The following is a 15,590-nucleotide window of genomic DNA, read 5'->3' as shown; positions in this document are numbered from 1 at the left end:
GGCAGGTCACCCCTTATGACTCGTTAGTCACCTAAGCAGTATACCACTGCGGCACCTCGCCGCAGAATGCCCAGTTGAATAAGACCTTTGCACATGTGTCTGTGGTTCGTGGTTTGCGCTACTCTCGGGAGTGCACACTGTCTAACCACAAGATGGAGTCCAGCATGGGATACCAAAAGATCCAGGTGCCAGCCAGCGGTGACAAAATCACCGTCAACGCCGATATGTCGCTGAATGTTCCAGACAATCCGGTCATCCCGTTCATCGAGGGTGATGGTATTGGTGTCGATATTTCCCCGGTGATGATCAAGGTGGTCGACGCTGCGGTGGCGAAGGCCTACGGCGGCGCCCGCAAGATCTCCTGGATGGAGGTTTATGCCGGCGAGAAAGCCACTCAGGTTTACGATCAGGACACCTGGCTGCCGAAAGAAACCCTCGAGGCCGTGCGTGATTACGTGGTCTCGATCAAAGGCCCGCTGACCACGCCCGTTGGTGGTGGCATTCGTTCGCTCAACGTGGCCCTGCGCCAGGAACTCGACCTTTATGTCTGCCTGCGCCCGGTACGCTGGTTCGAGGGCGTGCCCAGTCCGGTCAAGAAACCAGGTGACGTGGATATGGTGATCTTCCGCGAGAACTCCGAGGACATCTACGCCGGTGTCGAGTGGAAGGCTGGCAGCCCCGAAGCGGAGAAGGTCATCAAGTTCCTCACCGAGGAAATGGGCGTCAAGAAGATCCGCTTCACCGACATGTGCGGCATCGGCATCAAGCCGGTTTCCGAAGCTGGCACCAAGCGCCTTGTGCGCAAGGCGCTGCAGTACGCCGTGGACAACGATCGCAGTTCGGTAACCCTGGTGCACAAAGGCAACATCATGAAGTTCACCGAAGGTGCCTTCAAAGAGTGGGGTTACGAAATCGCATGTGACGAATTCGGTGCCGAGCTGCTCGATGGCGGCCCTTGGATGCAGTTCAAGAACCCGCGTACCGGCAAGAATATCGTGGTCAAGGACGTGATTGCCGACGCCATGCTGCAGCAGATCCTGCTGCGTCCGGCCGAATATGACGTGATCGCCACGCTCAACCTCAATGGCGACTATCTGTCCGACGCCCTGGCGGCCGAAGTCGGTGGCATCGGTATCGCGCCGGGTGCCAACCTGTCCGACTCCGTGGCGATGTTCGAGGCGACTCACGGCACGGCGCCGAAATACGCCGGCCAGGACAAGGTCAACCCTGGCTCGGTGATTCTCTCTGCAGAGATGATGTTGCGTCACATGGGTTGGGCCGAGGCGGCCGATCTGATCATCAGGGGCACCAACGGCGCCATCGCTGCGAAGACCGTGACCTATGACTTCGAACGTCTGATGGAGGGTGCGAAGCTGATGTCGTGCTCCGAGTTCGGCGATGCGATGATCAGCCATATGTAGGCTGATTAAGGTGTGAAAAAAGGCCGGTCCAATGACCGGCCTTTTCGTGTTCAGCACATCCATGTGCTTCGTATTCGATGAAGCTGTGGGTCAGGATGCTCAGGCTTCGGCAGTACTCGCGATACTCTGCGTCTGGGTGGCTGCCACGGGGGCATCCTGAGTGGCGCTGGCTGCGCTGATATTGACCGCATGCAGTCCTTTGGGGCCTTGCACGATCTCGAAGCGGACCGGCTGACCGGCCTTGAGTGTCTTGTAACCGTCCATCTGGATGGCCGAGTAGTGGGCGAACAGGTCCTCATCTCGGCCGTCGGCCAGGATGAATCCATAGCCTTTGGCGTTGTTGAACCACTTGACCTTACCGCTGAGCATGCTGATATCCCTCTGCAAAGGACTCCATCTCTGGAGTATCATCCACTTCATTCCGCGCGATAACCGACCAGGCTGGGCGAAGGCGTGGAATCCCTGATACCCACCAGTGGGTATTCATTTGTTGTAACACCCTTTTGCCGTTAGTCAAGGCTATACGGCGGATGGCTGAGAACTCAGTCAAACTCCCTCTAGCATCCCCGTTCGCCCAGCCCTGAACCTCTGATTTCAGCATGCATGCAAGTAGCCAGATTCGACTAACATTCAATCAGGATCACCCGGCAGAGCATGAGGATGACTCCTCTGGCATTGCTGTTCAGGAATCCAAGCCAGCATTGCAGGCACCACCGATGTACAAGGTGGTCTTATTCAATGACGACTACACCCCGATGGATTTTGTCGTCGAAGTGCTCGAAACGTTTTTCGGCATGAACCGGGAGCTGGCAACCAAGATCATGCTCGCCGTCCATACAGAAGGGCGTGCGGTATGTGGTGTGTACACCCGCGATATTGCGGAGACCAAAGCAATGCAGGTCAACCAGTACGCGCGAGAGAGCCAGCATCCGCTACTCTGTGAAATAGAGAAGGACGGTTAACGCCGGCCACTTGGGTATGAGGTGAAGCTATGTTGAATCGAGAGCTCGAAGTCACCCTCAATCTGGCTTTCAAGGAGGCCCGTGCCAAGCGTCATGAGTTCATGACGGTCGAGCATCTGCTGCTCGCCTTGCTGGACAACGAGGCAGCCGCCAGTGTGTTGCGGGCCTGTGGGGCCAACCTCGACAAGCTACGCCACGATTTGCAGGAGTTCATTGACTCCACTACGCCATTGATTCCTCAGCACGATGAAGACCGCGAAACCCAGCCAACGCTAGGTTTCCAGCGTGTTCTGCAGCGCGCGGTCTTCCACGTGCAGAGTTCCGGCAAGCGTGAAGTGACCGGCGCCAACGTGCTGGTCGCGATCTTCAGCGAGCAGGAAAGCCAGGCCGTGTTCCTGCTCAAGCAGCAGAGTGTGGCCCGCATCGATGTGGTCAACTACATCGCCCATGGCATCTCCAAGGTGCCGGGGCACGGCGACCACCACGAGAACGATCAGGAGATGCAGGATGAGGAGGGCGGCGAGTCCTCTACCTCCAGCAATCCACTGGATGCCTACGCCAGCAATCTCAATGAGCTGGCTCGCCAGGGGCGTATCGACCCGTTGGTCGGGCGTGAGCATGAAGTCGAGCGCGTTGCGCAGATTCTCGCGCGTCGGCGCAAGAACAACCCGCTGCTGGTGGGCGAGGCCGGTGTCGGCAAGACCGCCATCGCCGAAGGTCTGGCCAAGCGTATCGTTGACGAGCAGGTGCCTGATCTGCTGGCCGACAGCGTGGTGTATTCGCTGGATCTCGGTGCGTTGCTGGCCGGCACCAAGTATCGCGGCGACTTCGAGAAGCGCTTCAAGGCGCTACTCAATGAGCTGCGCAAGCGTCCACATGCTATCCTTTTCATCGACGAGATCCACACCATCATCGGTGCGGGCGCGGCGTCGGGTGGGGTCATGGATGCGTCCAACCTGCTCAAACCAGTGCTGTCGTCGGGTGAGATTCGCTGCATCGGCTCCACCACCTTCCAGGAATTTCGCGGCATCTTCGAGAAGGACCGCGCGCTGGCGCGACGCTTCCAGAAGGTCGACGTGGTCGAGCCTTCGGTAGAGGACACCGTAGGTATTCTCAAGGGGCTCAAGGCGCGCTTCGAGCAGCATCACCACATCGAGTACAGCGACGAGGCCCTGCGCGCAGCGGCCGAGCTGGCTGCGCGCTACATCAATGACCGGCATATGCCGGACAAGGCCATCGACGTGATCGACGAGGCGGGTGCCTACCAGCGTCTGCAGCCGGAAGACAAGCGGGTGTCGCGTATCGAGGTCGCCCAGGTCGAAGACATCGTCGCCAAGATCGCGCGGATTCCGCCAAAACATGTATCGAGCTCCGACAAGGAGCTGCTGCGTAATCTGGAGCGCGATCTGAAGCTGACCGTTTTCGGTCAGGACGCCGCCATCGATTCGCTCTCGACCGCCATCAAGCTGTCGCGTGCCGGCCTCAAGGCGCCGGACAAGCCGGTCGGCTCCTTCCTGTTCGCCGGCCCCACTGGCGTGGGCAAGACCGAAGCAGCGCGGCAACTGGCCAAGGCCATGGGCATCGAGCTGGTGCGTTTCGACATGTCCGAGTACATGGAGCGCCACACCGTGTCGCGTTTGATCGGTGCGCCGCCCGGTTATGTCGGTTTCGACCAAGGTGGCCTGCTCACCGAGGCGATCACCAAGCAGCCGCACTGCGTGCTGTTGCTCGATGAGATCGAGAAGGCGCATCCGGAAGTCTTCAACCTGCTGCTGCAGGTGATGGATCACGGCACGCTGACCGACAACAACGGGCGCAAGGCGGATTTCCGCAACGTGATCCTGATCATGACCACCAACGCCGGTGCGGAAACCGCCTCGCGTGCCTCGATCGGTTTCACCCAGCAGGATCACTCCACCGATGCCATGGAAGTCATCAAGAAGAGCTTCACGCCGGAGTTCAGGAACCGCCTGGATACCATCATCCAGTTCGGTCGCCTGAGCCACGAGACCATCAAGAGCATCGTCGACAAGTTCCTCACCGAACTGCAGGCGCAGCTGGAAGACAAGCGTGTCACGCTGGAAGTCAGCGATGCGGCGCGCAGCTGGCTGGCCGAGCGCGGTTACGATGTGATGATGGGCGCGCGGCCGATGGCGCGTTTGATCCAGGACAAGATCAAGCGTCCGCTGGCAGAGGAAATCCTCTTCGGCGAGCTGGCCGAGCATGGCGGCGTGGTACACGTCGACATAAAGGATGGCGAGCCAAGCTTCGAGTTCGAGACGGCGGCAGAGGTCGCCTGATCGAATGGCCTCACGCTCAGCGAAAGCCCTGGCGGCTTTCGCTGAGCCAACGAAAACGCCCGGCATAAGCCGGGCGTTTTCGTTTGGTGCTTGGCTTAACGGGCGCGGTAGGTGATGCGGCCTTTGCTCAAGTCATAAGGTGTCAGCTCAACACGCACCTTGTCACCAGTGAGAATGCGGATGTAGTTCTTGCGCATCTTGCCGGAGATGTGCGCGGTAACGACGTGCCCGTTTTCCAACTCCACGCGGAACATGGTGTTGGGCAGGGTGTCGACGACAGTGCCTTCCATTTCGAAGCTGTCTTCTTTCGACATGCAGTAAAGCCCTCGGTATCCAGGAAATGGCCCGGTGCAACTGGCGCCAGGCAAAAGCGGCGTGCATTGTGCCCGAAAACAGGGGGCTGCGCCAAGTGGCTTGGATTGTCGAGCGTCTGGGTGGGTGGTAAAGCGGCTAGGTAAGCAGCGTCCAGCGCTGATTGACGAAAAGTTCGATGGGGCGGTACTGGGTCTTGTAGTTCATCTTACGGCAGTTCTTGATCCAGTAGCCGAGATAGACGGCCTCCAGCCCCAGGCGCGAGGTTTCGCCGATTTGCCAGAGGATGGCGAATCGGCCAAGGCTGCGGCGCTCTTCAGCCGGATCGTAGAAGGTGTAGACGGCCGACAGGCCATTCGGCAGAACGTCGGTGACAGCAATGGCGAGCAGCTTGTCTTGCAGGCGGAACTCATAGAAGCGTGAAAAGGGCAGATCGCGAATCAGAAAGGTCGAGAACTGCTCGCGGCTCGGCGGGTACATGTCGCCATCGGCGTGGCGCTGCTCGATGTAGCGCACATAGAGCGCGTAATACTCTTCGGTGAATACCGGGCGCACACAACGAACGACGATGTCTTGATTGCGCTTGATGATGCGCCGCTGCTGGCGATTTGCCGTAAAGCGCGCGGCCGGGATGCGTGCCGGGATGCAGGCTGTGCACTGCTGGCAGTGGGGGCGATAGAGGTGGTCGCCGCTGCGGCGAAAACCCAGTTCCGACAGCTCGGCATAGACCTGCACGTCCATGGGCTGGCTGGGGTCGAGAAACAGGGTGGTGGCCTGTTCTTCCGGCAGATAGCTGCATGGATGAGGTTGAGTGGCATAGAACTTCAGGCGGGCCAGCTCGGTCATGGCGTCGTCTCGCAAAAGCCTGACTAAGAGTGTATGCCAGGCTTGGCCGCTCGACTAGGCGAGCCAGTCCGCTGTAGCTGGCAGATCGATGTGGTGCTGCAGGTACTCGGCGAATGTCGCGCGAGGTATGGCTCTTGCGCCGAAGCTGTGCAGGTGCTGCGTGGGCATCTGGCAGTCGATGAGTACGAAGCCCCATGCGCGCAGCTTGCCGACGAGGGTGGCGAAACCGATCTTGGAGGCGTTGTCTGCGCGGCTGAACATGGATTCGCCGAAGAACAGCTGGCCCATGGCCAGGCCGTAGAGCCCGCCAACCAGCTCACCCTTGCTCCAGACTTCCACGGAGTGGGCAATGCCGCGCTGATGCAGTTGCAGGTAGGCGTCCTGCATGCCGCGAGTGATCCAGGTGCCATCGGCGTAGGCGCGTGGCTCGGCGCAAGCTTTTATCACGGCCGCAAAATCCTGGTCGAAGGTGACGCGGTAGCGATTTTGTCTCAGCAGCTTGGCCAGGCTGCGAGAAACGTGCAGCTCTTCGGGGAACAGCACCGTGCGCGGATCAGGTGACCACCAGAGGATCGGCTGGCCATCGTCGAACCAGGGGAAGCAGCCGTGGCGGTAGGCGCTGATCAGTCGGTCGGCACTCAGGTCGCCGCCAGCGGCGAGCAGGCCATTGGGTTCGCGCATGGCTTTTGCCAGTGGCGGGAACTGCAGTGAGTCACGTTGCAGCCAGGTCAGCATGTGCGCTTGTCCAGCGGAGGAGGGGAGGGCGAGCGATGGTGCTCGCCCTTGTGCCATCAGTTGCCGTCGAGGAATTTCTCGACATCCAGTGCTGCCATGCAGCCTGCGCCGGCCGAGGTGATGGCCTGGCGGTAGACGTGATCGGCCACGTCGCCAGCGGCGAATACACCCTCGATGCTGGTGGCGGTGGCATTGCCTTCGCTGCCGCCTTTGATCTTCAGGTAGCCGTCATGCATGTCCAGCTGGCCGACAAACAGCTCGGTATTGGGCTTGTGGCCGATGGCGATGAACACGCCGGCCAGTGCCAGCTCTTTGCTGCTGCCATCGGCGGTGCTTTTCAGGCGTACGCCGGTCACGCCGGTCTGGTCGCCCAGTACTTCGTCCAGGGTGTGGTTCCAGTGCAGGCGCATATTGCCGTTCTCGACCTTGTCGAACAGCTTGTCCTGCAGGATCTTCTCCGAGCGCAGTTTGTCGCGGCGGTGCACCAGGTGCACTTCCTTGGCGATGTTGGACAGGTAAAGCGCTTCTTCCACGGCGGTGTTGCCGCCGCCGATCACAGCAACTACCTGATTGCGGTAGAAGAAACCGTCGCAGGTCGCGCAGGCGGAAACGCCCTTGCCGGCGAATGCTTCTTCCGACGGCAGGCCAAGGTACTGGGCGCTGGCGCCGGTGGCGATGATCAGGGCATCGCAGCTATAGGTGCCGCTGTCACCCTTGAGCACGAAGGGGCGGCTCTGCAACTCGGCGGTGTGGATGTGGTCGTAAACGATCTCGGTGTCGAAACGCTCGGCGTGCTTTTGCATGCGTTCCATCAGCGCCGGGCCGGTGAGGCCTTCGACGTCACCCGGCCAGTTGTCCACTTCGGTGGTGGTGGTGAGCTGACCGCCAGGCTGGATGCCGGTGATGACCACGGGCTTGAGGTTGGCGCGCGCGGCATAAACGGCGGCGCTGTAACCGGCAGGGCCGGAACCCAGGATGATCAGGCGGGAATGCTTGACTTCGCTCATAAAAAAACCCCATAAGCCTTTGTCACAAAAGAGAATGCGTGCTCCAATTGAGCCGCATGGAAGCTGCTGGCGGCTATGCTACACCGAAGCGGGGTGGGTGCGGGAGCTTGGCAATTGGCCTCGGCGTCAGGCTGGCCCTACAATAGGCCGCTTCTGCGGTTAACCATCAGATGGACGCGCCAAGGGCGCAGGAAATGGCTGTTTTGAAGAATTCCACCACCCAGATTATCGACTGGCGTCAGAAGCTTCAGTATCGACTGAAGGAAGGCGCATTGATCGCCCTGGGCGCGATGTGCCTGTACCTGCTGATGGCACTGTTGACCTATAACGCCGCCGATCCGGCGTGGGACAACAGTGTGCAGGTCGAGCGCATCATCAACGCCGGCGGCAGCATTGGCGCCTGGCTCTCCAGTGCACTGTTCGGCGCACTGGGCTACTTTGCCTATATCTTCCCACTCCTGCTGGCAGCCAAGACCTGGCAGGTGTTCCGCACGCGTAATCAGCCCTGGCACTGGAACGGCTGGCTATTTTCCTGGCACAGCATTGGCCTGGTCTTCCTGATTCTTTCCGGCGCGGCGCTGGGTGACATTCATTTCGCAGCGGCCGCTGGCATGCAGGGCTCGGGTGGCGGCATGCTCGGCGCCAGCCTGGGTGATCTGTCCGTGCATGCGCTGAACGTGCAGGGCAGCACGCTGGTATTTCTGGCGTTGTTCCTGTTCGGTTTGACCGTGTTCACCGATCTGTCCTGGTTCCGCGTAATGGACCTTACCGGCAAGATCACCCTCGACCTGATCGAGCTGATTCACGGCGTCATCACCGGCTGGTGGAACGCCCGTAGCGAGCGCAAGCAGATGAAGATTCAACTGCGCGAGCTGGACGAGCGGGTCACCGAGGTGGCTGCGCCAGTGGTGTCGGACCGTCGTGAGCAAGCCAAGGTCAAGGAGCGCCTGCTCGAGCGCGAGGAGTCGCTGAGCAAACACATGAGCGAGCGCGAGAAGCGCCCTGCGCCGGTGATCGCGCCTCCGCCCGTGGCCAAGGCGCCAGAACCGAGCAAGCGCGTGCAGAAGGAAAAGCAGGCTCCGCTGTTCGTCGACAGCGCGGTGGAAGGCACCTTGCCGCCGATTTCTCTACTCGATCCGGCGGAAGCCAAGAAGGTCGAGTACTCGCCGGAATCGCTCAAGGGCGTCGGCCATCTGCTGGAAATCAAGCTCAAGGAGTTCGGTGTCGAAGTCGCGGTGGATTCGATCCATCCAGGCCCGGTGATCACCCGCTACGAAATCCAGCCGGCTGCCGGGGTCAAGGTCAGTCGCATCGCCAACCTGGCCAAGGACCTGGCGCGTTCGCTGGCCGTGACCAGCGTGCGGGTGGTGGAAGTCATTCCCGGCAAGACCACCGTCGGTATCGAGATTCCCAACGAGAATCGTCAGATCGTGCGTTTCTCCGAAGTGCTGTCGACGCCCGAATACGATGATGCCAAGTCGCCGGTCACTCTGGCGCTGGGGCATGACATCGGCGGTAAGCCGGTGATCACCGATCTGGCCAAGATGCCGCACCTGCTGGTGGCCGGTACCACTGGTTCCGGTAAGTCGGTGGGCGTGAACGCGATGATCCTGTCGATTTTGTTCAAGTCGAGCCCGGAAGACGCCAAACTGATCATGATCGACCCGAAAATGCTCGAGTTGTCGATCTACGAGGGTATTCCGCACCTGCTTTGCCCGGTGGTCACCGACATGAAGGAGGCGGCCAACGCCCTGCGTTGGAGCGTTGCCGAGATGGAGCGCCGCTACAAGCTGATGTCGAAGATGGGTGTGCGCAACCTGGCGGGCTTCAACCGCAAGGTCAAGGATGCCATCGAGGCTGGCGAGCCATTGGCTGACCCACTGTTCCGTCGCGAAAGCATGGAAGACGAGGCACCGCTGCTCAAACCCCTGCCGACCATCGTGGTGGTGGTCGACGAATTCGCCGACATGATGATGATCGTCGGCAAGAAGGTCGAAGAGCTGATTGCGCGTATCGCTCAGAAGGCACGTGCGGCCGGTATTCACCTGATTCTCGCCACCCAGCGCCCCTCGGTGGACGTGATCACCGGCCTGATCAAAGCCAACATCCCGACCCGTATGGCGTTCCAGGTCTCCAGCAAGATCGATTCGCGCACCATCATCGACCAGGGTGGCGCCGAGCAGCTGTTGGGTCACGGTGACATGCTCTACATGCCGCCTGGCACCAGCTTGCCTATTCGTGTTCACGGTGCCTTCGTCTCTGACGATGAAGTGCATCGCGTGGTCGAGGCCTGGAAGCTGCGTGGCGCGCCGGATTACAACGAAGACATCCTCGCCGGTGCCGAAGAGGGTGGCAGCGGCTTCGAGGGCAGCAGCGGTGGTGAAGGTGGCGAGGGCAGCGAGGAAGATCCGCTGTACGACGAAGCCGTCAACTTCGTTCTGGAAAGCCGCCGCGCGTCGATTTCCGCGGTGCAGCGCAAGCTGAAGATCGGCTACAACCGCGCCGCGCGAATGATCGAGGCGATGGAGATGGCCGGCGTGGTCAGCTCGATGAATACCAACGGATCACGCGAGGTGCTCGCGCCCGGTTCATCTCGTGACTGAGTGTTGCGTCTCGCGGACAAACCACTGAATTAGCGGTCTACAAGACTTCACGGCAGCCAAGCGCTGCCGAGCAATGCGAGGTGCGGAGTCGCCTCGCCATTCTCATACGGACTCAAGGGGTTTATATGCGTGTTATTCGCCTGCTGATGCTGGCTGCTCTGAGCTTTACCCTGCTGACTGCCCAGGCTGATGAAGAGGCCGCCACCAAGCGCCTGAGCGACCTGCTCAGCCAGGCGCAGACCATCAGTGCACGCTTTTCTCAGCTGACCCTCGACGCCAGCGGCACCCAGTTGCAGGAAACCGCCGGGGAAATGCTGCTCAAACGTCCGGGTATGTTCCGCTGGCACACCGACCAGCCGATGGAGCAACTGCTGGTGTCCAACGGTGAAAAAGTCTGGCTGTATGACCCGGATCTTGAGCAGGTCACCATTCAGACCCTCGATCAGCGCCTGACTCACACCCCGGCATTGCTGCTGTCCGGTGATGTGTCGCAGATTCGCGAGAACTTCGAGATCGACTACAAGGAAGGCGGTAGCGTGGTCGACTTCATTCTTAAGCCCAAGGCCAAGGACAGCCTGTTCGACAGCCTGCGCCTGTCGTTCCGTAATCGTGTGCTCAACGACATGCAGTTGATCGACAGCATCGGCCAGCGCACCAACATCCTGTTCCTCAATGTGAAGATGAACGAGCCGGTCGATAACGCCCAGTTCACCTTCGACATTCCGCAAGGCGTGGACGTCATCCAGGAGTAAGGCGTGGATCTGTTCGGCCGCCAACCCGTCGCGCAGCCCTTGGCTGCGCGTTTGCGTGCAACCAGCCTGGACGAATATGTCGGGCAGGAGCATGTGCTGGCGCCGGGCAAGCCGCTGCGTGAGGCGCTGGAGCAGGGCGCTTTGCACTCGATGATCTTCTGGGGGCCGCCAGGGGTGGGCAAAACCACCCTGGCGCGCCTGCTCGCCAAGGTTACCGACGCCCATTTCGAGACCATCTCCGCGGTGCTGTCCGGGGTCAAGGAGATCCGCCAGGCCGTCGAGGTGGCTCAACAGCACGCTGCGCAGTACGGCCGTCGTACCATCCTCTTCGTCGATGAAGTGCACCGCTTCAACAAGAGCCAGCAGGATGCGTTCCTGCCCTATGTGGAAGATGGCACGCTGATCTTCATCGGTGCCACCACCGAGAACCCCTCGTTCGAGCTGAACAATGCGCTGCTGTCGCGTGCACGCGTCTATGTGCTCAAGAGCCTCGACGAGGCGGCGATGCGCAAGCTGGTCAACCGTGCGTTGAGCGATCCAAAAGGCCTCGGTGATCGCCATCTCAGCCTGCCGGACGAGGCCTTTCAGATTCTTCTGGCCGCTGCCGATGGCGATGGTCGCCGCCTGCTCAACTTTCTCGAGAATGCTGCCGATCTGGCGGAAGACGACGGCGAGATCGGCGTCGAACTGCTGCAGAACCTGCTGGGCGACAGCCGGCGCCGTTTCGACAAGGGCGGCGAAGCCTTCTACGACCAGATTTCAGCGCTGCACAAGTCAGTGCGTGGCTCCAGCCCGGACGGTGCGCTGTACTGGTACGCGCGTATGCTCGACGGCGGCTGCGACCCGCTGTACATCGCCCGTCGCGTGGTGCGCATGGCCAGTGAGGATATCGGCAACGCCGACCCGCGCGCGCTGACTCTGTGCCTCAATGCCTGGGACGTGCAGGAGCGCCTGGGCAGCCCGGAAGGCGAGCTGGCCGTGGCCCAGGCCATCGTTTATCTGGCCTGTGCGCCCAAGAGTAATGCGGTCTATACGGCTTTCAAAGCGGCCATGCGTGATGCCGCCGAGCAGGGTTCGCAGGAGGTGCCGCTGCACCTGCGCAATGCGCCTACCAAGCTGATGAAGCAACTCGGCTACGGCGATGAGTACCGCTATGCCCATGACGAGCCCGATGCCTATGCGGCGGGCGAGGATTACTTCCCCGAAAATCTGCAGCCGCGCCAGTATTACGACCCGGTGCCACGCGGCCTGGAGTTGAAGATTCGCGACAAGCTGCAACATCTGCGCAGTCAGGACGCCAATAGTCCGAGGCAGAGGAGAAAATGATGATTCGTGTAGCACTTGCCGTCGCTGTTGGGGGCGCGGCTGGGTCGGTCATGCGCTTTCTGGTTGCCAGTTGGGTAGCGGGCAACTGGCCCCGGCATTTCTACCTGGGCACCTTTGCGGTAAACGTCGTCGGCTGTCTGCTGATTGGTTTGCTGTCAGGCTTGTTCCTGACCCGTACCGATCTGCCGCTGGAGCTGCGTACCGGACTGATTACTGGCGTTCTGGGTGGCTTCACCACTTTTTCGTCTTTCAGCCTGGAAATCATGAAACTGATGGAGGGCGGTCGCGCGCCCGAGGCCTTCGGTTACCTGGCATTCAGTATCATTGGCGGTCTGCTGGCCGCCTGGGCCGGTCTGAGCCTGGCTCGATTGGCATCCTGACCCGTTAAAGCTTTACACTCGGCAACCCGCGTCACGCTGGTGGCCGCAACCTTTTTTCGTCGATGTATTGAGACCTGAACATGCTCGATTCCAAACTTGTCCGCACGCAACTCACCGAAATCGCCGAGCGCCTCGCCACTCGTGGCTTCGCCCTCGACGTCGCCCGTTTCGAGGCCCTGGAGAGTCAGCGCAAGTCGGTGCAGGTGCGCACCGAGCAACTGCAGGCCGAGCGCAACAGCCGTTCCAAGTCCATCGGCCAGGCCAAGGCCCGTGGCGAAGATATTGCGCCGCTGCTGGCGGAAGTCGACCAGATGGGCAGCGACCTGGAAGCCGGCAAGCGTGAGCTGGACGCTATCCAGAACGAGCTGGACAACCTGCTGCTGAACATCCCCAATCTGCCGCACGAGTCCGTGCCGGTGGGCGCCGATGAAGACGGCAACGTCGAGGTGGCACGCTGGGGTACGCCGCGTAGCTTCGATTTCGAGATCAAGGATCACGTTGCCCTCGGCGAGCAGCACGGCTGGCTGGACTTCGAGGCCGCTGCCAAGCTCTCCGGCGCGCGTTTCGCCTTGCTGCGCGGTCCCATCGCGCGCCTGCATCGCGCCCTGGCGCAGTTCATGATCAACCTGCATACCGGCGAGCACGGTTATGAAGAGGCTTACACGCCTTACCTGGTGCAAGCCCCGGCGCTGCAGGGCACAGGTCAACTGCCGAAGTTCGAGGAAGACCTGTTCAAGATCGCCCGTGAAGACCAGGCTGATCTGTACCTGATCCCGACTGCCGAAGTGTCGCTGACCAATATCGTCGCGGGCGAAATTCTCGATGCCAAACAGTTGCCGCTGAAGTTCGTCGCCCACACACCGTGCTTCCGCAGCGAGGCGGGCGCATCCGGGCGTGATACGCGCGGGATGATTCGCCAGCATCAGTTCGATAAGGTTGAGATGGTGCAAATCGTCGAACCGTCCAAGTCCTTCGAAGCGCTTGAAGGCATGACTGCCAACGCCGAGCGTGTGCTGCAACTGCTGGAGCTGCCGTATCGCAAGCTGGCCCTGTGTACCGGCGACATGGGCTTCTCTGCGGTGAAGACCTATGACCTGGAAGTATGGGTGCCGAGCCAGGACAAGTACCGCGAGATTTCTTCCTGCTCCAACTGCGGCGACTTCCAGGCGCGCCGCATGCAAGCACGCTACCGCAACCCGGAAACCAACAAACCGGAGCTGCTGCACACGCTCAATGGCTCTGGCCTGGCGGTCGGTCGCACCCTGGTGGCAGTGCTGGAGAATTACCAGCAGGCCGACGGCAGCATTCGTGTTCCCGAGGTGCTGAAGCCCTATATGGGCGGCATCGAAGTGATCAGCTGATAGGCCATCACAACGCAAAAAAACGGGGCGTTAGCAACTGCCCCGTTTCAATGGAGGTAAGGTGCGCCATGCGCACCAGAGCCTTACACCGTAGTTTGGTGCGCGCAGCGCACCCTACGACCGACCTCTGATGAGGCTGATCTGATGCAATTCCTTCCGCTGTTCCACAAGCTGCAGGATCGCCCGGTACTGGTGATCGGCGGTGGTGAGGTTGCGCTGCGCAAGGCGCGCCTGTTGAGCGACGCCGGCGCTCGCCTGCGTGTGGTCGCCCCGGAGATTCGTAGCGAGTTGCAGACGCTGGCCGGCGCAGACGGCATCTTCCTGCGCGGCTATGCGAGCAGTGATCTGCAGGGTGTTGCCCTGGTCATCGCCGCCACCGATGACGTGCCGCTGAATGCGCAGATTTCAGCCGATGCTCAGGCGTTGGGTATTCCCGTCAACGTGGTGGATGCGCCGGCGCTGTGCAGCGTGATCTTTCCCGCCATCGTCGATCGCTCGCCGCTGATCGTTGCGGTCAGCAGTGGCGGCGATGCACCGGTGCTGGCGCGGCTGATCCGCGCCAAGATCGAGACCTGGATTCCGGCCACCTACGGCCAGTTGGCTAACCTGGGCAAGCGTTTCCGTGAGCGGGTCAAACAGCTGTTCCCCGACGTGCAGCAGCGCCGCGTGTTCTGGGAGGACGTGTTTCAAGGGCAGATCGCCGAGAGCGTGTTTGCCGGCAAGCCGGAGGAGGCCGAGCGTCTGCTCGAGGCACGCGTGGCCGGTGCAGCGCCGCGCGCCCTGGGCGAGGTGTATCTGGTCGGCGCCGGGCCGGGCGATCCCGATCTCCTGACCTTCCGCGCCCTGCGCCTGATGCAGCAAGCCGACGTCGTGCTGTATGACCGCCTGGTGGCGCCCGCCATCATCGAGCTGTGCCGGCGTGATGCCGAGCGCATCTATGTCGGCAAGCGTCGCGCCGATCACGCGGTGCCGCAGGAGCAGATCAACCAGTTGCTGATCGACCTGGCTCGTCAAGGCAAGCGCGTGCTGCGTCTGAAAGGCGGCGATCCGTTCATCTTCGGTCGTGGTGGTGAGGAGATCGAGCAACTGGCTGCCGAGGACATTCCCTTCCAGGTCGTCCCGGGCATCACCGCGGCTTCGGGCTGCGCGGCCTATGCCGGCATCCCGCTGACCCATCGTGACCATGCGCAGTCGGTGCGTTTCGTCACTGGGCATCTCAAGGATGGCAGCAGCAACTTGCCGTGGCAGGACCTGGTCGCGCCGGGGCAAACCCTGGTGTTCTACATGGGCTTGGTCGGCTTGCCGGGTATCTGCGAGCAACTGATCGCACACGGCCGTTCGGGCGCCACGCCTGCGGCATTGGTGCAGCAGGGCACCACGCGGAATCAGCGAGTCTTCACTGGCACGCTGGAAACCCTGCCGGAGCTAGTCGCCGAACACGAAGTACACGCCCCCACGCTGGTGATAGTTGGGGAAGTGGTCACCCTGCGTGACAAGCTGGCCTGGTTCGAAGGCGCTCAGAACAGCATCTGACGCCCAGCGACGGAAGCCTCGTTGTCGAGGCTTCCGTCACCAGTCATCGCGT

At 61.1% G+C, this 15,590-nt stretch carries 14 protein-coding genes; 9 read left to right on the top strand and 5 right to left on the bottom strand.

Annotated features, from left to right (window positions below):
• Positions 1-164 precede the first annotated feature (164 nt).
• Positions 165-1,421: an NADP-dependent isocitrate dehydrogenase gene (gene icd / locus AAEQ75_RS19695; protein WP_343350187.1), complete on the top strand. Its 1,257-nt coding sequence runs from the start codon at positions 165-167 to the stop codon at positions 1,419-1,421.
• Positions 1,422-1,520: 99 nt separating this feature from the next.
• On the opposite strand, the gene cspD is transcribed toward icd, so the two are convergent.
• Positions 1,521-1,790 carry a cold shock domain-containing protein CspD gene (gene cspD, locus AAEQ75_RS19690; protein WP_343350186.1) on the bottom strand — a complete coding sequence of 90 codons (270 nt, stop codon included), beginning with the start codon at positions 1,788-1,790 and terminating at the stop codon, positions 1,521-1,523.
• A 230-nt stretch (positions 1,791-2,020) separates the two neighbouring features.
• Here cspD and clpS point away from each other — a divergent pair, with 230 nt between their 5' ends.
• Entirely contained in the window at positions 2,021-2,383 is a 363-nt protein-coding gene (clpS, locus tag AAEQ75_RS19685) for an ATP-dependent Clp protease adapter ClpS (protein ID WP_003460431.1), read from the top strand.
• A 29-nt stretch (positions 2,384-2,412) separates the two neighbouring features.
• Positions 2,413-4,683, top strand: coding sequence for an ATP-dependent Clp protease ATP-binding subunit ClpA (clpA, locus tag AAEQ75_RS19680; RefSeq protein ID WP_099523948.1), 2,271 nt, complete (start codon positions 2,413-2,415; stop codon positions 4,681-4,683).
• Between the two features lie 95 nt (positions 4,684-4,778).
• Here the strand turns inward: clpA and infA are convergent, their stop codons facing one another.
• The 4 genes from infA to trxB form a co-directional block, all read right to left on the bottom strand.
• Entirely contained in the window at positions 4,779-4,997 is a 219-nt protein-coding gene (gene infA, locus AAEQ75_RS19675) for a translation initiation factor IF-1 (protein ID WP_002553999.1), read from the bottom strand.
• Positions 4,998-5,133: 136 nt separating this feature from the next.
• Positions 5,134-5,841 (bottom strand): arginyltransferase, encoded by a 708-nt coding sequence (locus AAEQ75_RS19670; RefSeq protein ID WP_343350185.1) that lies wholly within the window; start codon positions 5,839-5,841, stop codon positions 5,134-5,136.
• Between the two features lie 54 nt (positions 5,842-5,895).
• Positions 5,896-6,576: a leucyl/phenylalanyl-tRNA--protein transferase gene (gene aat / locus AAEQ75_RS19665; protein WP_343350184.1), complete on the bottom strand. Its 681-nt coding sequence runs from the start codon at positions 6,574-6,576 to the stop codon at positions 5,896-5,898.
• 56 nt (positions 6,577-6,632) lie between these two features.
• A complete protein-coding gene (gene trxB, locus AAEQ75_RS19660) occupies positions 6,633-7,583 on the bottom strand; it encodes a thioredoxin-disulfide reductase (RefSeq protein WP_106732217.1) in 951 nt (316 codons plus the stop codon).
• Positions 7,584-7,777: 194 nt separating this feature from the next.
• On the opposite strand from trxB, the gene AAEQ75_RS19655 reads away from it, so the two are divergent.
• The 6 genes from AAEQ75_RS19655 (at position 7,778) to cysG (ending at position 15,538) form a co-directional block, all read left to right on the top strand.
• Positions 7,778-10,186, top strand: a complete 2,409-nt coding sequence (locus tag AAEQ75_RS19655; RefSeq protein WP_430523428.1) for a DNA translocase FtsK — start codon at positions 7,778-7,780, stop codon at positions 10,184-10,186.
• Between the two features lie 125 nt (positions 10,187-10,311).
• Entirely contained in the window at positions 10,312-10,938 is a 627-nt protein-coding gene (lolA, locus tag AAEQ75_RS19650; protein WP_106732219.1) for an outer membrane lipoprotein chaperone LolA, read from the top strand.
• A gap of 3 nt (positions 10,939-10,941) precedes the next feature.
• Positions 10,942-12,264, top strand: coding sequence for a replication-associated recombination protein A (locus AAEQ75_RS19645; protein ID WP_099523960.1), 1,323 nt, complete (start codon positions 10,942-10,944; stop codon positions 12,262-12,264).
• A complete protein-coding gene (crcB, locus tag AAEQ75_RS19640) occupies positions 12,264-12,644 on the top strand; it encodes a fluoride efflux transporter CrcB (RefSeq protein WP_099523962.1) in 381 nt (126 codons plus the stop codon). Before AAEQ75_RS19645 ends, crcB begins: the two co-directional genes overlap by 1 nt.
• An 80-nt stretch (positions 12,645-12,724) precedes the next feature.
• On the top strand, positions 12,725-14,005 hold the full coding sequence (gene serS / locus AAEQ75_RS19635) for a serine--tRNA ligase (RefSeq protein ID WP_343350180.1): 1,281 nt from the start codon (positions 12,725-12,727) through the stop codon (positions 14,003-14,005).
• 144 nt (positions 14,006-14,149) lie between these two features.
• Positions 14,150-15,538 carry a siroheme synthase CysG gene (cysG, locus tag AAEQ75_RS19630; protein ID WP_343350179.1) on the top strand — a complete coding sequence of 463 codons (1,389 nt, stop codon included), beginning with the start codon at positions 14,150-14,152 and terminating at the stop codon, positions 15,536-15,538.
• Positions 15,539-15,590: the final 52 nt, after the last annotated feature.

It is taken from the genome of Pseudomonas sediminis, from assembly GCF_039555755.1.
Taxonomy (GTDB): Bacteria; Pseudomonadota; Gammaproteobacteria; order Pseudomonadales; family Pseudomonadaceae; genus Aquipseudomonas; species Aquipseudomonas mendocina_D.
Note: the sequence above shows the minus strand (reverse complement) of the source record. Positions and strands in the feature narration are given on the sequence as shown.